20 protein-coding genes and 2 tRNA genes are annotated in these 20,685 nt (G+C 37.4%); 13 read left to right on the top strand and 9 right to left on the bottom strand.

Annotation, left to right across the window (positions count from 1 at the left end; genetic code table 11):
* The first annotated feature begins 29 nt into the window (after positions 1-29).
* The 4 genes from gltX to ACPDHL_RS05015 all read left to right on the top strand — a co-directional run bounded on the left by gltX (position 30) and on the right by ACPDHL_RS05015 (position 3,958).
* Complete coding sequence (gene gltX, locus ACPDHL_RS05000) at positions 30-1,541, top strand: glutamate--tRNA ligase (RefSeq protein ID WP_430531694.1); 1,512 nt, start codon at positions 30-32, stop codon at positions 1,539-1,541.
* A gap of 100 nt (positions 1,542-1,641) precedes the next feature.
* The gene (locus ACPDHL_RS05005; RefSeq protein ID WP_430531695.1) at positions 1,642-2,145 is read left to right on the top strand and encodes a hypothetical protein; all 504 of its coding nucleotides are present in this window, start codon (positions 1,642-1,644) and stop codon (positions 2,143-2,145) included.
* Positions 2,146-2,224: 79 nt separating this feature from the next.
* Positions 2,225-2,962: a PEGA domain-containing protein gene (locus ACPDHL_RS05010; RefSeq protein ID WP_430531696.1), complete on the top strand. Its 738-nt coding sequence runs from the start codon at positions 2,225-2,227 to the stop codon at positions 2,960-2,962.
* A gap of 63 nt (positions 2,963-3,025) precedes the next feature.
* Positions 3,026-3,958, top strand: a complete 933-nt coding sequence (locus tag ACPDHL_RS05015; protein ID WP_430531697.1) for an SPFH domain-containing protein — start codon at positions 3,026-3,028, stop codon at positions 3,956-3,958.
* Between the two features lie 311 nt (positions 3,959-4,269).
* Here ACPDHL_RS05015 and ACPDHL_RS05020 read toward each other — a convergent pair whose 3' ends face one another.
* From ACPDHL_RS05020 to ACPDHL_RS05035, 4 genes are all read right to left on the bottom strand, one after another.
* Positions 4,270-4,518, bottom strand: a complete 249-nt coding sequence (locus ACPDHL_RS05020; protein WP_430531698.1) for a DUF6327 family protein — start codon at positions 4,516-4,518, stop codon at positions 4,270-4,272.
* Between the two features lie 19 nt (positions 4,519-4,537).
* Positions 4,538-4,888, bottom strand: a complete 351-nt coding sequence (locus ACPDHL_RS05025) for a hypothetical protein (protein ID WP_430531699.1) — start codon at positions 4,886-4,888, stop codon at positions 4,538-4,540.
* A gap of 21 nt (positions 4,889-4,909) precedes the next feature.
* The gene (locus ACPDHL_RS05030) at positions 4,910-5,251 is read right to left on the bottom strand and encodes a YtxH domain-containing protein (protein ID WP_430531700.1); all 342 of its coding nucleotides are present in this window, start codon (positions 5,249-5,251) and stop codon (positions 4,910-4,912) included.
* 105 nt (positions 5,252-5,356) lie between these two features.
* Positions 5,357-7,039 (bottom strand): glutamine--tRNA ligase/YqeY domain fusion protein, encoded by a 1,683-nt coding sequence (locus tag ACPDHL_RS05035; RefSeq protein WP_430531701.1) that lies wholly within the window; start codon positions 7,037-7,039, stop codon positions 5,357-5,359.
* A gap of 129 nt (positions 7,040-7,168) precedes the next feature.
* Here ACPDHL_RS05035 and folB point away from each other — a divergent pair, with 129 nt between their 5' ends.
* The 3 genes from folB (at position 7,169) to ACPDHL_RS05050 (ending at position 8,046) form a co-directional block, all read left to right on the top strand.
* Complete coding sequence (folB, locus tag ACPDHL_RS05040; RefSeq protein WP_430531702.1) at positions 7,169-7,525, top strand: dihydroneopterin aldolase; 357 nt, start codon at positions 7,169-7,171, stop codon at positions 7,523-7,525.
* 87 nt (positions 7,526-7,612) lie between these two features.
* Positions 7,613-7,683, top strand: a tRNA-Cys gene (locus tag ACPDHL_RS05045).
* Positions 7,684-7,971: 288 nt separating this feature from the next.
* Positions 7,972-8,046, top strand: a tRNA-Pro gene (locus tag ACPDHL_RS05050).
* 197 nt (positions 8,047-8,243) lie between these two features.
* Here the strand turns inward: ACPDHL_RS05050 and ACPDHL_RS05055 are convergent.
* The 3 genes from ACPDHL_RS05055 to rnr form a co-directional block, all read right to left on the bottom strand.
* Positions 8,244-8,921, bottom strand: coding sequence for a LysE family translocator (locus ACPDHL_RS05055; protein WP_430531703.1), 678 nt, complete (start codon positions 8,919-8,921; stop codon positions 8,244-8,246).
* 109 nt (positions 8,922-9,030) lie between these two features.
* Entirely contained in the window at positions 9,031-9,699 is a 669-nt protein-coding gene (locus ACPDHL_RS05060; RefSeq protein ID WP_430531704.1) for a GIN domain-containing protein, read from the bottom strand.
* A gap of 1 nt (position 9,700) precedes the next feature.
* Positions 9,701-11,878: a ribonuclease R gene (gene rnr, locus ACPDHL_RS05065; RefSeq protein WP_430531705.1), complete on the bottom strand. Its 2,178-nt coding sequence runs from the start codon at positions 11,876-11,878 to the stop codon at positions 9,701-9,703.
* Between the two features lie 684 nt (positions 11,879-12,562).
* On the opposite strand from rnr, the gene ACPDHL_RS05070 reads away from it, so the two are divergent.
* From ACPDHL_RS05070 to ACPDHL_RS05085, 4 genes are all read left to right on the top strand, one after another.
* Positions 12,563-14,176, top strand: coding sequence for an AMP-binding protein (locus ACPDHL_RS05070; protein ID WP_430531706.1), 1,614 nt, complete (start codon positions 12,563-12,565; stop codon positions 14,174-14,176).
* A gap of 47 nt (positions 14,177-14,223) precedes the next feature.
* Entirely contained in the window at positions 14,224-14,655 is a 432-nt protein-coding gene (gene rpiB, locus ACPDHL_RS05075; RefSeq protein WP_430531707.1) for a ribose 5-phosphate isomerase B, read from the top strand.
* Positions 14,656-14,805: 150 nt separating this feature from the next.
* Positions 14,806-16,134 carry an AAA family ATPase gene (locus ACPDHL_RS05080; protein WP_430531708.1) on the top strand — a complete coding sequence of 443 codons (1,329 nt, stop codon included), beginning with the start codon at positions 14,806-14,808 and terminating at the stop codon, positions 16,132-16,134.
* Positions 16,127-16,660, top strand: a complete 534-nt coding sequence (locus ACPDHL_RS05085) for a hypothetical protein (RefSeq protein WP_430531709.1) — start codon at positions 16,127-16,129, stop codon at positions 16,658-16,660. Before ACPDHL_RS05080 ends, ACPDHL_RS05085 begins: the two co-directional genes overlap by 8 nt.
* A 50-nt stretch (positions 16,661-16,710) precedes the next feature.
* Here the strand turns inward: ACPDHL_RS05085 and ACPDHL_RS05090 are convergent, their stop codons facing one another.
* On the bottom strand, positions 16,711-16,974 hold the full coding sequence (locus ACPDHL_RS05090) for a DUF1294 domain-containing protein (RefSeq protein WP_430531710.1): 264 nt from the start codon (positions 16,972-16,974) through the stop codon (positions 16,711-16,713).
* Between the two features lie 56 nt (positions 16,975-17,030).
* Between ACPDHL_RS05090 and ACPDHL_RS05095 the strand changes: the two genes are divergently transcribed.
* The gene (locus ACPDHL_RS05095; RefSeq protein ID WP_430531711.1) at positions 17,031-19,154 is read left to right on the top strand and encodes a Tex family protein; all 2,124 of its coding nucleotides are present in this window, start codon (positions 17,031-17,033) and stop codon (positions 19,152-19,154) included.
* Positions 19,155-19,391: 237 nt separating this feature from the next.
* Here the strand turns inward: ACPDHL_RS05095 and ACPDHL_RS05100 are convergent, their stop codons facing one another.
* Positions 19,392-19,610, bottom strand: coding sequence for a twin-arginine translocase TatA/TatE family subunit (locus ACPDHL_RS05100; protein WP_430531712.1), 219 nt, complete (start codon positions 19,608-19,610; stop codon positions 19,392-19,394).
* A 193-nt stretch (positions 19,611-19,803) separates the two neighbouring features.
* On the opposite strand from ACPDHL_RS05100, the gene ACPDHL_RS05105 reads away from it, so the two are divergent.
* Positions 19,804-20,679 carry a murein hydrolase activator EnvC family protein gene (locus tag ACPDHL_RS05105; RefSeq protein ID WP_430531713.1) on the top strand — a complete coding sequence of 292 codons (876 nt, stop codon included), beginning with the start codon at positions 19,804-19,806 and terminating at the stop codon, positions 20,677-20,679.
* Positions 20,680-20,685: the final 6 nt, after the last annotated feature.

Genomic DNA, 20,685 nt, shown 5'->3' on the forward strand with positions numbered 1-20,685 from the left:
GTATCTTTGTAAAAATATAATGAATCAAAATGGCTAATCAAGTTCGCGTGCGTTTTGCACCTAGTCCAACAGGACCTTTACACATTGGTGGTGTTAGAACAGCATTATTTAATTATTTATTTGCTAAACAGAATAACGGTGTTTTTTATGTGAGAATTGAAGATACCGATCAAAATAGATTCGTCCCAGGAGCAGAAGCCTATATTCTGGAAGCATTAGAATGGTTGGGTATTTCTCCAGATGAAACAATGGGAAAAAACGAGAAGTTTGGACCTTACAGACAAAGTGAACGCAAAGCATTATACAAGCAATATGCCGATCAATTAATTGAAACAGGATGGGCGTATTATGCGTTTGATACAGCAGAAGAATTAGATGAATTGCGCAAAAAGGCTGAAGAAGCTGGGCAAACATTTATTTATAATCACAGCAATAGAGAAGCGTTAAAAACCTCTTTAAAGCTAGCAAAAGAAGAGGTAGATCAGTTGATTGCTACGGATGTGCCTTATGTTATCCGCTTCAAAACACCTGTGGATGAAACGCTTTTTTTGAATGATATCATCCGTGGAGATATTAAATTCGAAACGAATTTATTAGATGATAAGGTATTGTTCAAAAGCGATGGGATGCCGACCTATCACTTGGCCAATATTGTCGATGACCATTTGATGGAAACCTCTCACGTTATTCGCGGTGAAGAATGGTTACCTTCGATGCCTTTACACGAATTGTTGTACAAGGCATTTGGATGGGAAGCACCAAAATTTGCACACCTACCCTTAATTTTAAAACCAGTAGGAAACGGAAAACTGTCTAAAAGAGATGGAGATAAGTTGGGATTCCCTGTATTTCCATTAGACTGGCACGATCCTATTTCGGGCGAAAAATCATCAGGTTATCGCGAAAGAGGATTCTACCCAGAAACAGTACTCAACTTTTTAGCGCTGTTGGGATGGAATGATGGTACAGACCAAGAAATCTTTTCACTAGAAGAATTAGTAGCAAAATTTGACCTAGGACGCGTGCATAAAGCAGGAGCTAAGTTTGACCCAGAAAAGAACAAATGGTTCAATCAGCACTACTTAAAACAACAAAAAGACGCAGATCTAGCCCAAGCCTTTCAAGTGATCTTGAAAGAAAAGGGAATTCAAGCGACAGATGCTTATGTGGAGCAAGTCACCCGATTAATTAAAGAACGCGCTACGTTTGTAGCTGATTTTTACGAATTGAGTGATTTCTTTTTCCAAGCACCAACTGAATACGATCCAAAAGCATTGAAAAACTGGAAAGAAGATACATCAGCTATCATGCAACAAGTAGCGGAAGTGATCGCGGGAATTGATACGTTTGAAGCTAATACAATTGAAACAGTAGTAAAAGCGTGGATCAATGAACAAGAAATTGGTATGGGTAAAGTGATGCAACCGCTACGCGTAGGTGTAGTTGGCGCGCTTAAAGGCCCTGATTTATTTCAAATCATTGAACTAATTGGTAAAGACGAAACGCTAAAGAGAATCAAGCAAGCAATTGCAACACTATAAGTAAAAAGAGAGCTCAACAGCTCTCTTTTCTTTTTTAAAAGAAAGGTGTACTACATTTGTAAAAAATAAGGCGTATTTTTAATTTTAAAATTGAAATTTAATGAAAAAATCACTGGTTAGTTTAGGGATTGTTGCCCTCTTGCTTTCTTCTTGTGCGAACGATGAAGCCAATACAGAAGAAAGAGCGCAAAATGAATGGACTAATTTTATTCAAAAACACCTGGTAGGAGAATGGAAACCGCAATCCATTACGATAAAACCACTGCTCGGCCAAGCAGTAGTTAAAAAAGAGTATAGCAGTTTTGGTAATTCTGCAGATGTAGTGGTGTTAAACAAAGATTTTACGGGTGTATTTCAGGCTTATGACAGCTTAGGTCAAGCGAAGACTTCCCCTTTTATATGGTACCACAAATTAGAAGAATTAGGGATACAAGTAGCGGATAATCGTACCCTAAAAACCATCCTACTGCATAAATCTACCAATGAATTGGAAGTGTCGATTGGTTTAGAGCAGGTCGCAGCAGATTTAATTCCCTTTATCCCAGAAGTGAAAGAAATAAAAGAGAAAGAACGCTATTTTGTTCATTTCCTTTTTGTTAAATAAATAATATTTCAACGTTAATTATTTTTAAAAAAAAATAAGTAATAAGTTGTATATTTGAAAGTTAACCAAAAATAAACGTATGAAAAAAATTATGCTTTCTTTTTCATTACTAGCCCTTGTGCTTACAGGAACCGTTTCTTGTAGTAGTGATGATAATAGTTCAGAAAAAAAGCAAATGCAAACGCTTGAATTAAAGACATTAAAAGGAAATACAGTGACTGTAAATGAGGAAGTTGCCTTTGTGGTTGCTGTTGGAAGTACAACGGTAGAAGGCAGTCTTATTTATGTAGATGGCAAGCAAGTGACGAATCCTTTTACCTTTACTACAGCTGGCACATATAAAGTGGTCGCTAAGAAAGAAGGATATAACGATAGTAATGAAATTACCATCAACGTGGAGCAAGCAGCTGTTTCTATAAGAAAAACTTGGGTTCCGGTGCATGTAAATGTAGGAATGCCAGCAGGTGATCCCATTTCCATGCCTTATCCTAAACAAGAAAATTGCGACGATGATACACTCGTTTTCAATGATACAGAACAAGTGAGGTTTAATTTACACGATGAAAGTTGTGCCGTAACAACAACAGGTTCTAACTGGGCATTAAATTCAGCAACAAACCAATTGACCTTTACCTTATTTGATCAGGAGATGAAAGTAAATGTAGCGACATTGACAGAGGATAAGTTAGTAATCAAAGCAAAAGGCGATCAATTTGCTGCCTTGATCCCAATTTTAGTACCCGACTTAGCAGCTGGTTTACCACCAGCACTACTTGCTATGATTGAAGTAGAATTAGAATTTAAAGTACAATTATAACATAAAATCTCCTGCAATGGAGATTTTTTTTGTAATTTAACCTACGAATAAATAATAATTGTTATGTTTTTAATTTTTCTTGTACCTGTATTGATTGTCTTGTTTTTGAGCTTTTTTACAGTTAAACAACAGTCTTCAGCGATTATAGAGCGCTTTGGTAAATTTAATAGTATTCGACACTCTGGGTTACAGTTAAAAATACCCGTAGTGGACCGAATTTCGGGCGTGGTTAATTTGAGAATTCAGCAGTTGGACGTGATGATCGAAACGAAAACCAAGGACAACGTATTCGTTAAACTCAAAGTTTCGGTTCAGTTTAAAGTGATTGCCGATCGCGTGTACGATGCTTTTTATAAATTGGAATACCCGCATGATCAAATTACATCCTATGTTTTTGACGTGGTACGTGCCGAAGTACCCAAGTTAATTTTGGATGATGTTTTCGAGCGAAAAGACAATATCGCCGTAGCTGTAAAGAGAGAACTGAACGAAGCAATGACCACCTATGGTTATGATATTATCAATACGTTAATTACGGATATTGATCCCGACATTCAGGTAAAAAATGCGATGAATCGAATTAATGCCGCAGATCGCGAGAAAGTAGCTGCAGAATACGAAGCAGAAGCAAGTAGAATCCGAATTGTAGCAAAAGCTAAGGCAGAAGCAGAATCGAAGCGCTTGCAAGGACAAGGTATCGCAGATCAACGTCGTGAAATCGCTCAGGGATTAGTTGAAAGTGTGGATGTTTTAAATAAAGTGGGCATTAATTCGCAAGAGGCTTCAGCCTTAATTGTGGTGACACAGCATTATGATACACTTCAAGCAGTGGGTGCAGATTCGAAATCGAATCTAATCTTATTGCCGAATTCTCCAACTGCAGCAAGCGATATGTTGACCAATATGATTACGTCCTTTGCAGCGAGTGGGAAAATTACTGAAATGTCAAATGAAAGACCGTCTAAGCCTACAAAAAAGAATAATGAATCAAACTAGGTTGTTCGATATAACAGGCCTTAAATCGTCTTATTTGAGCTAATTTAGCGAAAGTAGACGAATAATATAAAAATGATAAAACTTGAAGATAGCATCTTCAAGTTTTTTTTTGCAACTAAGTTAAATAAAGCGACCTGCTAGCGAAAGAAGCGAATTGAGCCAACGCAAAAGAGGAGACAACTACCTTCGAGTAGATCTGAGGCAAGTTAGTTGAGGGTATAATGAACAAAAGCTACTAGAAGAACGCTTGAATATTGTTCTTCTAGTAGCTTTTTAGGGGTGAACTGAACGCTTTAGCGCTACGTCATTTTTTATTTCTTGAATTTTCTGCGTACAAAATAACGGAAAATAGACGAGATGATTAAAGTCTGTATGCTACCAGAGCTTTTCAATAGTGAACCCGCAGTACCCAAAGTATTCTTGATTAATTTTTCGGGAGATGCTTCTTCTTTAAGCTGGTCTAAAGCAAGATTAACCTTTTGATAGTGGATTTCTCTCTCTATGCGTAAGATTTGTAGATCGTGATTAATCTGCTCTAAGGATGAATAGCTCTTTCTCATAGTCATATATATTTAAAATCTAATCATTAAAAATAGCTTCTGAAAGCTTTTTAATAAGGGGTCTATCAACAAGGTATTTTCGGCAAGTAAAGACAAGAATACTAATTAATAAATAAAACAAGCCAACATAGAGGAATCCAAGCGATATACTTCCAACGCTCTCCCCTATGGCAAAGGCTGCAAACAGGGATAAAAATAAAAGCGAAAGAAGAAGAAAAACACCAACGACAAAAATTGTCATAAAAATGATAGCTGTCTTTGCTGTAATTTTAAACCCCCACAAACGAACATAGTCAATACTCGTATTGATGTATTGTTCTGAATGTTCTTTAATCTCGCTGAGGTTGTCTTTGATTTCCTGGAATGCCATGCTTTATTTGATATAAAAAGATTATTTTTTTGCGTTTTCAGCTAACTCTTTTCCTTGCTTTTTCAGTTCAGCTAGCTTGTGTTCTAGGGCAGAAATAACCTCATCTCTTTTCTTTCCGGCAGCATTGACAAAATCTTCAATACCATCTTCGAAACTATCAGCCTTTTTGCTAACAACATTTCGCACTTGTTTTTTTAAATCATCAATTTTATCTGATAATTCATCTTTAGACTCATCAAACGATCTTTTAATTTTTTTTCTCGTTTTCTTTCCTTCATCAGGAGCGAAAAGTATTCCAATACCTACTCCTATTGCTGCCCCAGCTACTAAAGCTGCTAATGTACTTCCTAAACGATCTGACATACTTATTAAGTTTTATGGTTATCTCATAAAGTTAATAAAAAAAGGTGTTTTTGATCGTTAATATAACGTTAAAAACACCTTTTTTTTACTGTATTGTTAATAAAATTAATTTTGATCTAGCTTCGCCCAAGTATCTCTAAGCCCTACGGTTTTGTTAAATACAAGGTGATCTGCTGTACTGTCTTTGTCCACACAGAAATAACCCATGCGTTGAAATTGGAACTTATCCCCAGCTTTTACTTCGCGTAAACTAGGTTCTAAATATCCTTTGACTAAGCTTAAAGAATTCGGGTTGATGAAGGCTAAAAAGTCTACCTCTTTATTGCCATCTGGATTTTCATTGATAAACAAACGATCGTATACGCGAATCTCTGCCTCTACTGCATGTGGTATAGAAACCCAGTGAATGGTTCCTTTTACTTTGCGTTTGCTTGCCTCTGTTCCACTTCCACTGCGACTCTCTGGATCATAACTTACGTGTATCTCTGTAATATTTCCTTCTTCGTCTTTGATTACGCTTTCTCCTTTGATGATATAGGCGTTTTTAAGGCGAACTTCTTTTCCTAAAGTCAAACGGAAGAATTTGCTGTTTGCTTCCTCTTTAAAGTCTTCTCTTTCAATGTACAATTCTCTTGAAAAAGGAACTTTTCTAAAAGTCATTACTTCTTCTTCCGGATTGTTTTCAGCATCTAACCACTCCTCTTGTCCTTCTGGGTAGTTGGTAATAACCAATTTTACAGGATCTAAAACAGCCATCACACGAGGTGCTATTTTATTTAAATCCTCACGTACACAGAATTCCAATAAGGAAACGTCAATTAAGTTATCTCGTTTGGCAATTCCAATAGTGTCTGCATAATTTCGGATCGAAGCAGGCGTATATCCCCTTCTTCTCAATCCAGAAATCGTTGACATTCTCGGATCATCCCATCCTGTAACATGCCCTTCTGCTACGAGTTTCGCTAGTTTTCGCTTACTTACAACGGTATGCGATAGATTTCTACGGGCGAATTCGCGTTGTTTCGGACGAATATGCTCCTCCTCTACCACTTGATCTAAGAACCAATCGTATAATTCACGGTGAGGTAAAAACTCCAAGGTACAGAACGAGTGCGAAATACTTTCTAAGTAATCACTTTCTCCATGTGCCCAGTCATACATGGGATATATGCACCAATCGTTTTTTGTACGGTGGTGTGTCGCATTGATGATGCGATACATGATTGGATCGCGCATCAACATATTGGTATGTGCCATGTCGATTTTAGCGCGTAAAATATGCGTGCCTTCTGCAAATTCTCCTTTTTTCATTCGTTCGAATAAATCTAGGTTTTCGGCTACAGTTCTATCTCGATACGGACTATTAACTCCTGCTGTTGTCGGTGTACCCTTTTGTTGAGCCATAACTTCAGAAGATTGGCTATCTACATAGGCCTTGCCTTCTTTAATCATTTGCACAGCCCAATCGTATAGTTGCTGGAAATAATCCGATGCATACACTTCATTTGCCCATTGATATCCTAGCCATTCTACATCGTATTTGATTGCGTCAACAAATTCCTGTTCTTCTTTTGAGGGATTCGTATCGTCAAAACGCAAGTTTACTGGCGCATTGTACTTCAATCCCAATCCAAAGTTTAAACAAATAGAACTCGCATGACCTACGTGTAAATAACCATTAGGCTCAGGCGGAAAACGGAAATGTAGTTTTTCTGTTGGCAAGCCATTTTTTAAATCTTCTTCAATGATTTGCTCAATAAAATTTAATGATTTCTCTTTTGTTGACATGGATATAAATATTATAACTACAAAGGTATCAAAAAACTAAACAATTTCGATGTACTTTACCTGGACAAAAGGCGATATCTAACTAAAAATAATCGTATTTTTATCTTTTAATCTAAAAGAAGGTTTTTTATGGGGATTATTAGACTCAATAATATTCGAACATTTTCGTTTCACGGTTGCATGCCAGAAGAGGCTAAAATAGGATCAGAATATCGCGTAGATATTACCGCAGCAGGCGATTTTAGAGATGCAGCAGCAACAGATGAACTCGTAAATGCTATTGATTATGTTCAATTGAATCAAATTGTCAAAGAAGAAATGGACAAGCGTTCGAAATTATTAGAAACGGTTGTGCAGCGTATTATTGATCGAATCTTGTTAGAAATCAAGTTAGTGGAGAAGGTAACTGTAGCGGTTTCGAAAATTAATCCACCAATTGGAGGAGATGTTGAATACGTAACTGTTGAAATGCAGGGAGTTAGATAGTTTTCTGATTGTTGGAGGTAAAAAACTCACTAAATTGGTTTTTAAATTTAAAAAATAGTAGTAAGTTTGCATCCAATTAAAGGATACGGCATCGTGTCCGAGTGGCTAGGAAGCGGTCTGCAAAACCGTCTACAGCGGTTCGAATCCGCTCGATGCCTCAGAAAAAAGGATAGCATTTGCTATCCTTTTTTTTTGGAAAAGAGAAATGAGAAAAGAGAAATGAGAAATAAGTGTTTGTGTAAGGATTACGCACCACGGATTACGGTTTACTTTTTTTGTTAACAGTTGACGGTGTACGGTTTTTCACCCATCTCCCATCACCCATCACCCATAACTATATAATTATCACTAGGATATAAATAAAATTCGTTTTTATCTAAAAAAAGTAGTCAAAACTATTGACAGATTGAATTTTTGCCGTATATTTGCACTCACGATACCGAAAGCGGGGTGTAGCGTAGCCCGGTCATCGCGCCTGGTTTGGGACCAGGAGGTCGCAGGTTCGAATCCTGCCACCCCGACTTACTAAAAGCTCTAACGAAAGTTAGGGCTTTTTTTGTTTAGTTTACATTCACCATTCACCATTCACTACTTACCATTCACCACTCACTACTCACTACTCACCACTTACCATTTACCATTTACTACTTACGGTTTACGTATCACTATAAAGTAAAAAAGGATAGCGAAGCTATCCTTTTTTACTTTCGTTCCAATTTTACTTTCGTTCCAATCGAGGGATTGGCAAGTTTAATTCTTGATCGGAGGTGGGAATAAAGGCTTTTACCATGATTACCAGTCCAAATATCATTAATAATACACTGCTTATTTTCTTTACTTTTAAAATGTTCTCGGCTGTTAACTTCTTGCGCAGTTGTTTAGCTAGGAGAATTTTGAATACATCTGTTACAAAATAGGCGGCAATAGCGAATAAGAAGAACAAAAACATGCGTTCGGTATCCATGTCCATCTTAGGGCCTAATGTGATGATAATTGCCAGCCAAAAGCCCAAAACCCCTACATTAATAAAGTTGAGTAGAAAGCCCTTGACAAAGAGGTTCAAATATTCTCTTTTTAAGTTGGGTGGAGCAATTTGGATCGTGTGAACTTGTACTTTTTTGAGCTTGACAAAGGAAATAATCCCATAGGTCAACATCAATAATCCTCCAAATATAAATAGAGCGGGTTCGTCTTTAATCGAATTAATCAAGCGAAAGCTACTAAAAAAGGCAATGGAGAAAAATAGAGCATCTGCGAGAATTACGCCCATATCAAAAGCGAGAGCTGCTCGAATTCCCCTTGTAATACTCGTCTCAATAAGAATAAAAAATACAGGACCAATCATGAAGCTTAGGAAAAAACCTAAGGTCACCCCTGTAAGTAAGTCATCGATCATTTACCACAATTAAAAATGCCAATATAGTTTATATATTGGCACCTATGTTTATTACCTACTGCAAGGTACAGCTTTTTATGACAATTGAATAAGAAAAAAATAAATACTTTTATTCCTCCTTTTTGATACTTCCGCCCATGACCACTTTTTCATTGATTTGTTTCGGGCCACCAAAGATGATGATTTCGCCACCAGCTCTAGTTTTAGCGTCTACTAAATCCGTTGCATTGACTTTGGCAATACCACCAGCATTTACGGTCACTTCAGTCTGTTTACTGACTAGTTTTTCATTGTAAACCGTAGCGCCCGCATTGGCTAAAATATCTTGTGTAGTCGTTTTTCCCGTTAAGGTAATCGTTCCACCCGTATAGCTGCGTACAATCAGTTTTTCTGCCTTTACTTTTAAATCAACAGAAGCACCCGTTTTGCTGTGGATTCGCAAGTTTGTTGCTTGAACTACGTCGTTGCTTTCAATACTAGCTCCTTCTTCAGCTATGATCTCTTCAAGGGCTTTGTAGTACAGTTTTACCTTGGTATTACTTCCTTGAAAACTGTTGCTGAAATTCATTTTGATTTTCAAGTATCCATTTTTGTTTACAAAGGTCACCTCATTGGTATTACTTCCAGAAACTTCCATTTTAGTTTCTTTGGCCGGAATCAACGTCAGTTCTATTTTGTCAAAAACATTTACACTAGTAAACTCCCCTACTTCTTTGACATCTTGAGCAAAACCAAAGGTTCCGCATAATGCAATAAATAATACAGCAATTTTTTTCATCTTAGCTTAGTTTTTGTATGTAATTAAAGTCCAATTGTTTCTTAACCAAATCTGCATTTTTAACTGAAACAACCACCGTATCACCCAATTGAAGTGTGTTATTTGTAGCTTGTCCAAGTAAAGCATATTGTTTTTCGTCATAGACGTAGTAATCTTCTTTAATTTCGCGTATGCGCACCATGCCTTCGCATTTGTTTTCGATGATTTCCACATAAATACCCCATTCCGTCACACCAGAAATAACACCAACGAAAGACTTGTCTTTTTGGTCTTGCATATACTTCACTTGCATGTATTTAATGCTATCGCGTTCAGCGTTTGCTGCTAGGCTTTCCATCGCTGAACAGTGCTTGCATTTCGTTTCGTATTCCTCTGCATTCGCTGAATTTCCACCGTGTAAATAGAATTCCAACAAACGGTGCACCATAACGTCTGGATAACGTCGAATAGGCGATGTAAAGTGAGAGTAGTAATCAAAAGCTAAACCGTAGTGCCCGATATTCTGTGTGGAATAGCTCGCTTTACTCATGCTTCGAATCGCTAGCGTATCGACTAAGTTTTGTTCTTTTTTACCCTGTACATTTTTCAGTAATTCATTTAAGGATTTGGAAATCGTATCTCTGGATTTAAAATTCAAGGAATGACCAAATCTCGAAATAACGGCTTGCAACCCAAATAATTTATCTTGATCGGGCTCATCGTGAATACGATACACAAAGGTTTTCTTCTGTTTACCAATAAATTCTGATACTTTTCGATTCGCCAAAAGCATGAATTCTTCAATCAAGTGATTGGCTTCTTTTGCTTCTTTAAAGAAAACGCCTACAGGCTCACTTTCACTGTTCAAGTTGAATTTTACCTCTACCTTATCAAAAGAAATCGCTCCAGCTTTCATTCGTTTTTGACGCAAGATAATAGCCAAGCGATTTAGCGTTAGTACGGCATGAGCGACTTCTTCACTCACTTCTTGTGCTTCTCCAGTTATAGAAATAGCTTCTGGAATGGTGCGGTCTTGCGTTTCGATAATGTATTGCGCCTCTTCATAGGCCATACGTTGATCAGAATGCGTTACCGTACGACCAAACCAAGCGTTTACTAACTCGCCTTTTGGATTCATTTCGAACACGGCTGAGAAGGTATATTTATCCTCATGAGGACGAAGGGAACAAGCGAAATTGGATAATACTTCGGGTAGCATGGGAACAGTACGATCCACTAAATACACAGAAGTTGCGCGGTGATACGCTTCATCATCTAAAATCGTTCCTTCTTGTACGTAGTGGGATACATCGGCAATGTGAACTCCAATTTCATGGTTTCCGTTCTCTAAGGTTTGGAAAGATAAAGCATCGTCAAAATCTTTGGCGTCTTTTGGGTCAATCGTAAAAGTCAATACCTCACGCATATCACGGCGTTTGGCTACTTCTTCTTCCTGAATAGACGTATCGAGTTTGTTTGCAAACTCTTCTACTTCTTTTGGAAATTCACTAGGAAGTCCATATTCAGCTAAAATAGCGTGGATTTCCGTATTGTGCTCTCCTTGTTTACCCAATACTTTGACTACCTTTCCAAAAGGACTATCTGCTTTCTCTGGCCAATCTTCTAAATCAACCAAAACAACATCTCCAGGTTGTGCATCTAAGAATTTGTCTTTGGGAATAAAAATATCCGTATACATCTTTGCATCGGCTGTGGTCACAAAAGCAAAGTTTTTCTGGATCTCAATCACCCCAACAAATTGCGTACGGTGACGCTCTAATACCTCAACAACCTCAGCTTCTGGTTTTCGGCCTTTGCGCTTGTTGTAGATGTAAGCCTTAACCAAATCCCCATCTAGGGCTTTGTTTAGGTTGTTGGTCGGGATGAAAACATCCTCTTCTAGTTCCTCACTCACCAAATACGCCGTTTTTCGACTCGTCATATCGATGTGTCCTTCTACGTAATTTGCTTTTGGAACAAATCGGAATTTCCCAACCTCTACTTCTTCGATTAACGTTTTGGAAAGTAAGAATTTAAGTTCTTTAATAATTTCGTTTCTGCCTTGAGTATCTACTACTTCTAATTGGGCAGCTACTTGTTTATAGTTAAAAGATTTACTGGGATTCTTCCCTAAAAATTTTAAAATCTTATTCGAAAAATCAAATTGTTTTTTCTTTTTATGTCTAATTTTTTTTGCCATTTTTTTGTTTTTTTTCCACCCTAAAGGGGTATGGAAAGTTGTTTAAATGTACGAAATACTCTTTATTCTAAGGAATAAAAGGCTATTTTTTGTGTTATTATTGTGAATTACAAGGACTAAAAAGTGTGCTAATCTCAACTATATCAACCTATAGTTTTTCATTTTTTGGTAAAGGAAACAAGAAGAATCGGTCGAGGTCTAAGTCTTTTCAATCGATTTCTACTTGGTTTTATTCCTTCAAAAGTGTAATTCATTCGGAAAACTGAGGTCAAAAGTATTTCTTTTTTCTCATTTAGACGGCATTTATTTCTTTTTTCTATACTGAGGACTTGATTTTGAGAATTAAATCAGGGATAATTCTTTCCCTTTGGTTTGTTTTTTGGTTAGGTTTGAGCAGTACGTGCTTCGACAAAACTTCAAGAATGCTTCGAGTTTATATGGATAATCTAAGGTTTTGTCGAAGGATACTCGAAGAATACTCGAAGCATACTCAAAGCATACTCAAAGGATATTGGTAGGATTTTGGGTGAAGTGTGGGGTGGTGTGTGAAATAAACAGGCTTAGGGTTGGGATTATTTTACAACAAAGATCTTGTTAGTTGCGAGAAGATAATTGTAAAGGGGGAAAACCTTTCCTTTTTTTTTGTACATTAGAAAACCAACCAATAAAAAACGAAAACGAAGAATGAAAGCAATATCCTATGTGCATGGCGCCTCTAGTATTCCGTTGTTAGGAGAAACAATAGGAGAAAATTTAAGAAAAATAACAGCATTATATCCAGATAACGAAGCCTTAATCAGTGCGCATCAAGCGTATAGAGCAACCTATCGCGAGTTTTATCAACAGACAGGGCAAGTGGCTCGAGCGCTTTTGGCTTTGCAGATTGAAAAAGGAGATCGCGTAGGGATTTGGGCGCCCAATTGTTATGAATGGGTGCTCTTACAATATGCAACGGCGCGAATTGGGGTGATATTGGTCAACTTGAATCCAGCCTACCGTGCACACGAATTAGAGTTTGCGGTAAATCAGTCCGAAATAAAAGCCATCATCTCGGCGGAGTCTTATCGAACGAGTGATTATCGAAAGATGATTTCCATGGTGCGCGAAGATTGTCCATCCCTACAGGAAGTTGTTTTTCTCGGGGAAGAATGGGACAATTTTGTGGCTCAAGGCAAGGAAATCGATGCAGCCGTATTGGCCGAATTAGAAGCATCGGTTCAGTTTGGCGAAGCCGTTAATATTCAATATACATCAGGAACAACGGGGTTCCCTAAAGGAGTGACGCTAACGCATCACAATATCCTAAACAACGGGTATTTTATTGGCGTACGATTAAAATATACTGCGGAGGATCGCGTGTGTATTCCCGTGCCTTTTTACCACTGTTTTGGTATGGTGATTGGCAACTTGTGTTGTACGTCCCATGGCGCAACCATTGTTATTCCCAATGATAGTTTTGATCCTGCAAAAACGTTGGAAGTGGTAGAAAGAGAAAAGTGTACTTCCCTTTATGGCGTGCCGACGATGTTTATTGCTGAACTGCAATTGCCCAATTTTAAGCAGTATGATTTATCGTCCTTGCGCACAGGTGTAATGGCGGGATCATTGTGTCCAGAACACGTGATGAAACGCGTGAAAACGGAAATGAATATGGATGAGATCAGTATTTGTTATGGCATGACAGAAACTTCACCTGTATCTACACAAACCCATATAGGTATTGATATTAAGAAACAAGTAAGTACAGTCGGAACCGTGCAAGATCACTTGGAGATAAAAATTGTCGATCCTGAAACGGGAGGTATTGTGCCGCGCGGTGAAGCTGGTGAGTTGTGTACGCGTGGGTACTCTGTTATGTTGAAATACTGGAATAACCGCACCTTAACTGCGGAAGTACTCGATGAAAATCGATGGATGCATACGGGAGATTTAGCGACCATGGATGAGGAGGGGTTCATTGCTATCACAGGGCGAATAAAAGATTTGATCATTCGTGGGGGAGAGAATATCTCACCTAAATGGATTGAAGATTTCTTGTACACTCATCCTGATGTAGCTGATGTACAGGTAATTGGGGTGCCAAGTGAGAAGTACGGAGAAGAAGTGATGGCATGGATCATCCTCAAAGAAGGAAAAACCGCGACAGGAGAGAGCATGCGTGAATTCTGTGATCAGAAGATTGCCCATTACCGCATTCCCAAGTATTGGAAATTCGTTTCTTCTTTTCCGATGACGATTTCAGGAAAAGTTAGAAAGGTGGAAATGCGCCAAATAGCTGTAGAAGAATTAGGATTATAAAAGGCAAAAGTTTTACCTTTGTAGGGAACACAAACACAACGAAAAAAATGAAAATAGCAATTGGAAATGATCATGCTGGGCCAGCGTATAAAAAGGCCATTGTCGATTTTTTACAAGCCAAGGGATATGAGGTAACAAACTATGGAACAGATCGTTTTGATTCTGTAGATTATCCTGATTTTGGACATCAAGTAGCCACAGCGGTGGAAAACGGAAGCGTAGATTTCGGAATTGTTATTTGTGGAAGTGGAAATGGAATTGCCATGTCAGCAAACAAACACCAAGGGGTGCGTTGTGCGTTGTGTTGGACCAAAGAAATTGCCGAATTGGCGCGTTTGCACAATGATGCAAATGTCATCAGTATTCCTGCGCGTTTTACTTCGATTGAGCAAGCTGTTGCCATGGTAGAAACTTTTTTAGCAACCGCTTTTGAAGGGGGAAGACACGCTAATCGCGTGAATAAAATTGCTTGTTCGTAAGATAACAGCTACATAAAAAATAAAGAAAAGGTATTTACGCAAGTAAATGCCTTTTTTTATAGTTTAAAAGGAAGATCTAACCTGAGAATGTATAGTTGAATAAAAAGGAGAAGTAGTATATTTGTTATAGGAATGTTATTTTAGAAAGCTATGGCACAAATAAAAGTAAAGAATTTTGGTCCCATTCGAGGTGGTTTAATGGAGGGTGATGGATGGATGGAGGTAGCAAAAGTTACTGTTTTTATTGGAAACCAAGGATCGGGAAAAAGCACGATTGCCAAGTTAATTTCAACGTTTTCTTGGTTAGAAAAGGCTATTGTCAAAGGAGAAGTTTCAAAAGATGGTTATAGTATAGCAGATTTTAAAGCGCGTTTAGACTATCAAAATATAGCAGATTATCTTATTGATAAGAATGGAATTTATTCTGAAATTGAGTATAAAGGGGAAGCATTGCATTTTCATTTGAGTAAAAATAAGATAGAGATTAATCTATTAGACAAGGGAGTGTTCGATAGCCCTAAAATTATGTATGTACCCTCTGATCGAAATATCATTAGTGCAGTAGATAACATTAGAACTCTAACAGGATTACCTCGTACCCTCTATACTTTTGCTGATGAATTTTTTAAAGCGGTTGACAAAGTAGAAAAAAAGAGTCTATTACCTATCAACAATGTAGCATTTGAGTACGACAGTTTTACACAAAAATCATATATCAAAGAAGAGGATTATAAGCTAAAATTGTCTAGCGCATCTAGTGGTTTTCAAGCATTAGTACCCTTATATATTGTCTCGTCTTATCTTTCTAAGTTAGTGAGAGAAGTACAAGGTGAGCGAGATCTAAATTTCTTTTTAAATAGTGATTATTTTAGTTTAAATGAGAGAATGAAATTAGAAAAGGAATTAAATGAGGCGATTAAAAAAGAAATTTTTTCCAGTGAAATAAATGATAAAGTAAATATAAATGAAGTTTTAGTACGTAATATCCTGAATTCGTCCCTTGTAGAACGATTAGATAAAGTACAAAGTAAAATTTTAAAAAAATATATCTATTCTTATTTTTTCAACATAGTAGAAGAACCCGAACAAAATTTATATCCAACTTCTCAGCGAAAAATAGTCAATAGCTTGGTGGAGTTTGTCAATGATTTACCAAAGAATAAGCTGGTTTTGACCACACATAGTCCTTATCTAATTAACTACCTCATTTTAGCAGTAAAGGCACAACAAGTTGCGCGTTTATTTAAAGAGGGCGATGAAAAATTGCAGCAAGTTTTTGAGATTGTTCCAGTGAAATCTTTATTGAGTGAAGAGGATGTGATCGTATATGAATTAAGTGAAAAAGACGGGAGCATCTCTCGCTTAGAAACTTATCAAGGGATGCCTTCTGATGAGAATTGGTTGAATAAAGAGTTAGAAGAGTTTAATGACTTGTTTATGGATTTGTTGGAGATTGAAAATAAGAACCGCCATGCATAGTTTTGATGATTTTGAAATCAGTTTTAGTTCTGAGCATGAAATCTTTGGTTTGTGTGATAATGAGAATAATGAGGAGTATGCTTATTTAGATGAAGAAAATGGAGAAAATTGGATTGCAACAGTACACAATGTACATCAAGAAGAAGTTTTTTTTTACCCTATCGATCACTGTGGTTTGATTCCACCTTTACCTAATGGACAGGACGCTAAGCAGTGTGATGGTCTTTTAAATTATGGGGATAGTATCGCCTTTGTTGAATTGAAAAGCAGAAGTGATCATGAATCCCGAAAATGGATTAATGAAGCAGAAGAACAGCTAAAGGTGACGATTGCTTATTTTATGCAGTTTGGATTTATTGCTGAAAGGAGAAATAAAAACGCTTATATAGTTAACAAACAAAGACCCAGAGCGCATCGTTCTCAAGTAGAAAGAGCAGGTAGGTTTGAAAAAGAAACAGGTTTCTTGTTGCGAATAAAGGCCAATATTTCTACAGATGAAAGATTTAGTAGAGAAACTAGAAGATAAAGAAAAGGTATTTACGCAAGTAAATGCCTTTTTTGTCTTTGCTATTTTGTTTACCGTTTAAACAACGCAAAAAACAAAACCACCTGTATAATAAATACAGCGTAAAACTTCAATTTAAAACTTTGCTTGGCATTTTTGTGGCGCAACTGCCGCATGGCTAGCCATCCGCCAGGACTACCCCCTAAGAAACAAAGGGTCAATAAATTCTTTTCTGAAATTCGATTCTTGTGTTTTTGCGCTCGCTCTTTGTCTATTTTAAACATAGAGTAGGTGATGTAGTTGATGGCAAAAAGGTAAAAGAATAAAAACTTCATCTCATTTATTTATTGGCGCAAAGGTAGTATTTTAGCTATTCTTAAAATAATATATTATGACGTTGATTCATTTTATTCAACAAGCTGTAGACGCTTCTACCAAAAGTATTGAAAATACGTTAGGCTTGTTAGATGAAGCTTGTACGATTCCCTTTATTGCTCGCTATAGAAAAGATAGAACTGGAAATTTAGATGAGGTGGCCATTGAAAAGATTGCGAAGTACCGCGATCTTTACGTGGGTATTGTCAAGCGCAAAGAATCTATTTTAGCTTCGATTGAAGAGCAAGGGAAGCTCACAGATGAATTGCGTGCTAGGATTCAGCAGAGCTTTGATTTAGTTGAGATAGAGGATTTGTACTTGCCGTATAAGAAAACGCGTAAAACAAAGGCAGATACAGCAAGAGCACTTGGTTTAGAGCCTTTGGCAAAAATAATTATGGCGCAAAATGCGACAGATATTGAAGCCATTGCAAGTAAATACATCACGAAGGAGGTAGAAGATGAGAACAAAGCCATTCAAGGAGCTTGTGATATTATTGCCGAATGGATCAATGAACACCTGTATATCCGCAAGGCGTTGAGGAGAAAATTCCAACGAGAAGCCGTTGTGGCTACGAAAGTGGTCAAGGCGAAAGCAGAAGAGGAAGGCGCGCAGAAGTTCGAACAGTACTTCGATTGGTCTGAGCCGCTATACAAGATTCCCGCTCACCGATTATTAGCCATTTTACGTGCGGAAAAAGAGGGGTATATCCGCATGAATATTGCTGTAGACAAAGAAGATGCGCTTCAGTTTATGGAGCAGACAATTATAAAAAGCAAAGGAGAGGCTGCGCCCTACTTACAAAAGGCAGTAGCGGATAGTTATAAGCGCTTATTAGAACCCGCCTTGTCCAATGAAGTACTGGGTGAGGCTAAAGCCAAAGCAGATGGCAACTCTATTGCCGTTTTTTCCGATAATCTCGCGCAATTGTTATTGGCGGCTCCTTTGGGAGAAAAGCGCATTTTAGCGATTGATCCAGGCTATAAAACAGGTTGTAAAATTGTGTGTTTAGATGAAAATGGCAATTTGTTGTACAATGAGACAATTTATCCACATCCCCCACAAAAAGACAGCGCTATTGCGATGAAAAAAGTGCGTTCTATGGTTAATTCTTATCGCATTGAAGCCATTGCCATAGGAAACGGTACAGCCTCGAGGGAAACCGAGTTTTTTATCAAGAAAATAGCCTTTGATAAGCCTGTTCAGGTCTTTGTGGTTAACGAAGCAGGAGCCTCGGTCTATTCGGCTTCAAAAATAGCTCGAGAAGAGTTTCCTAATTACGATGTAACGGTGCGCGGAGCCGTGTCTATTGGAAGACGCTTGGCGGATCCTTTAGCAGAACTGGTGAAAATTGATCCCAAGTCAATTGGAGTAGGACAATACCAACATGATGTTGATCAAACCCTGCTGAAAAGCGAGTTGGATACTGTTGTGATGAAGTGCGTAAACAAAGTAGGTATTAACATCAATACCGCAAGTAAGTCTTTGTTGAGCTATGTATCGGGAATAGGAGAGAAAATGGCGGAAAACATCGTACAGTATCGCGCAGAACACGGGGCATTTACGTCTCGTGCAACCTTAAAAAAGGTACCGCGATTAGGAGAAAAGGCCTATCAGCAAGCGGCGGCATTTATTCGAATTAAAAATGCAGAACATCCTTTGGACGATTCAGCTGTACATCCAGAAGCCTATCCTGTGGTGGAAAAAATGGCTAAAGATTTAAAAGTAACCGTGGATACTTTAATTTCAAATAAAGAAGCCATTGCTCAAATTGATTTAAAAAAATATGAAACCGCTGATATTGGTGTTTTAACATTAACGGATATTTTAAAAGAATTGGAAAAACCAGGACTAGACCCGCGTAAAGCAGCAAAAGTCTTTGAATTTGATCCTACGGTAAAACAAATGTCCGATTTGAAAATTGGACAAGTATTGCCTGGTATCGTCAATAATATCACCAATTTTGGGTGCTTTGTCGATGTGGGAATCAAAGAAAGTGGGCTGGTTCACATCTCTCAACTAAAAGAAGGATTTGTTTCGGACGTGAATGAAGTAGTGAAATTACACCAACATGTTCAAGTGAAAGTGGTCGATGTAGATGCTGCAAAAAAACGCATTCAACTCTCGATGATCTTGTAATTTTTAAAATAAGAACACACTTTGGCATAGTCTTTGTTTTTAAATTTAAAGAAAACGAAAATACGTGTTATTTGAAAAAGAAATAAGGTTAAGTTAAGTAGTGTTTTTATTATGTTTTATAAGTGAGGTGCCTGTTAAACGTTGTTTTAACGGGCACTTTTTTTATGTTCCAAGCAACCATAAAAAATGCGTTATACTTGTAAGTATAACGCATGTAAATATCGAGATCTAAATGGATTATTCTGATTTAGAATTGTCTTCTTTTGTAGGTTCTTTCTTAGTTGTCGGTTGACTGTTTTCGTCCTTCGTAGCATCCTTGAATTCCTTAATCCCTGTCCCTAATCCTTTCATTAATTCCGGAATTTTCTTACCACCAAATAATAATAAAATTAAGGCAACGATAATAATTATTTGCCATGGTCCAACCATTCCTAAAAAAATATGTAATGAGTTCATATTATTTTGTTTGAAGATTTTAATAAAAACAAATATAGGAAGAAAAACTGATTCCCTTTATTGGAAGATTCTATTATTTAACTTTTAGATCAGTAATATTAACATTATGACCCTTTTAATATGTGAATAAAAGCAAAAAAGAGAAGAAGTCAATTTTTTTAATGTTTATATTTGTGTGGAAAACGAATAGCTTATGTCTAAGAAAGGACTTCAATGGAAAAAGTGGAAGAAAAGACTTCTTGATAAATATAGAGTAGTAGTAGTGAACGATCGAACGTTTGAGGATATTAGTTCGTTTAAGCTAAATCTATTGAATGTTGTGGGGGCTATAACAACCATTGTCTTTCTGTTGCTCGTTTCTAATGTGATTTTGTTGATCGTTACCCCGCTGAAAGAATATATACCGGGTTATTCCTCTTCGGAGTTAAAGCAAAAATCGGTGGATTTGGCTCTGCGTGTCGATTCCTTGGAATCAGAGATAAAAAAGAATGAGCAATATGTTGCCGCCGTGAAGCGGGTATTGTTAGGCGATGTTGAAATAACAGCAGCAAGCGTAGATTCTTTGATAAAAACGGAAACGCCATTACACGCCATCGAACATACCCAACCCAGTGAAAAAGATATAGAACTTCGCGACTATGTAAGAAGAGAAGATAAATACAACTTATTTACCAATGCTGAGGCAAGAGTAACCATGGTTCTTTTCTCGCCTATTGAAGGAACAATCATGCGAAAATACGATCCAAAATCTTCGCATTTTGGTATTGATTTTGCAGCAACAAAAAACGCTTTAGTCAAAGCAGTTGCCAAGGGGACCGTTATATTTGTCGATTGGACGATTAATGATGGCTATACGGTGATTGTCTTACACGAAGAAGGGCTAAGCTCAATTTACAAACACTTGTCTTCGTTGACGAAGAGTAAATACGAAACGGTTCAAGCGGGAGACGTGCTAGGACTGTACAACCAAGAGGGTACAACGGGAAAGGTTAGTCAATCTTATATGCACTTTGAATTGTGGAAAGACAATTATCCCTTAGATGCTCAATTATTTATCGATTTAGAATAAACACAA

The organism is Myroides sp. C15-4 (assembly GCF_050522745.1).
Lineage (GTDB): Bacteria > Bacteroidota > Bacteroidia > Flavobacteriales > Flavobacteriaceae > Flavobacterium.

Excerpts from the sequence above, each read along its gene's own strand:
- ACPDHL_RS05030 (WP_430531700.1), bottom strand. The coding sequence starts at position 5,251 with ATGTCAGATCGTTTAGGAAGTACATTAGCAGCTTTAGTAGCTGGGGCA.
- ACPDHL_RS05015 (WP_430531697.1), top strand. The coding sequence starts at position 3,026 with ATGTTTTTAATTTTTCTTGTACCTGTATTGATTGTCTTGTTTTTGAGC.
- ACPDHL_RS05095 (WP_430531711.1), top strand. The coding sequence starts at position 17,031 with ATGACGTTGATTCATTTTATTCAACAAGCTGTAGACGCTTCTACCAAA.
- rnr (WP_430531705.1), bottom strand. The coding sequence starts at position 11,878 with ATGGCAAAAAAAATTAGACATAAAAAGAAAAAACAATTTGATTTTTCG.
- ACPDHL_RS05005 (WP_430531695.1), top strand. The coding sequence starts at position 1,642 with ATGAAAAAATCACTGGTTAGTTTAGGGATTGTTGCCCTCTTGCTTTCT.
- ACPDHL_RS05085 (WP_430531709.1), top strand. The coding sequence starts at position 16,127 with ATGCATAGTTTTGATGATTTTGAAATCAGTTTTAGTTCTGAGCATGAA.
- ACPDHL_RS05105 (WP_430531713.1), top strand. The coding sequence starts at position 19,804 with ATGTCTAAGAAAGGACTTCAATGGAAAAAGTGGAAGAAAAGACTTCTT.
- ACPDHL_RS05100 (WP_430531712.1), bottom strand. The coding sequence starts at position 19,610 with ATGAACTCATTACATATTTTTTTAGGAATGGTTGGACCATGGCAAATA.
- ACPDHL_RS05020 (WP_430531698.1), bottom strand. The coding sequence starts at position 4,518 with ATGAGAAAGAGCTATTCATCCTTAGAGCAGATTAATCACGATCTACAA.
- ACPDHL_RS05025 (WP_430531699.1), bottom strand. The coding sequence starts at position 4,888 with ATGGCATTCCAGGAAATCAAAGACAACCTCAGCGAGATTAAAGAACAT.
- gltX (WP_430531694.1), top strand. The coding sequence starts at position 30 with ATGGCTAATCAAGTTCGCGTGCGTTTTGCACCTAGTCCAACAGGACCT.
- ACPDHL_RS05090 (WP_430531710.1), bottom strand. The coding sequence starts at position 16,974 with ATGAAGTTTTTATTCTTTTACCTTTTTGCCATCAACTACATCACCTAC.
- rpiB (WP_430531707.1), top strand. The coding sequence starts at position 14,224 with ATGAAAATAGCAATTGGAAATGATCATGCTGGGCCAGCGTATAAAAAG.
- ACPDHL_RS05060 (WP_430531704.1), bottom strand. The coding sequence starts at position 9,699 with ATGAAAAAAATTGCTGTATTATTTATTGCATTATGCGGAACCTTTGGT.
- ACPDHL_RS05055 (WP_430531703.1), bottom strand. The coding sequence starts at position 8,921 with ATGATCGATGACTTACTTACAGGGGTGACCTTAGGTTTTTTCCTAAGC.
- ACPDHL_RS05035 (WP_430531701.1), bottom strand. The coding sequence starts at position 7,039 with ATGTCAACAAAAGAGAAATCATTAAATTTTATTGAGCAAATCATTGAA.
- ACPDHL_RS05080 (WP_430531708.1), top strand. The coding sequence starts at position 14,806 with ATGGCACAAATAAAAGTAAAGAATTTTGGTCCCATTCGAGGTGGTTTA.
- ACPDHL_RS05010 (WP_430531696.1), top strand. The coding sequence starts at position 2,225 with ATGAAAAAAATTATGCTTTCTTTTTCATTACTAGCCCTTGTGCTTACA.
- ACPDHL_RS05070 (WP_430531706.1), top strand. The coding sequence starts at position 12,563 with ATGAAAGCAATATCCTATGTGCATGGCGCCTCTAGTATTCCGTTGTTA.
- folB (WP_430531702.1), top strand. The coding sequence starts at position 7,169 with ATGGGGATTATTAGACTCAATAATATTCGAACATTTTCGTTTCACGGT.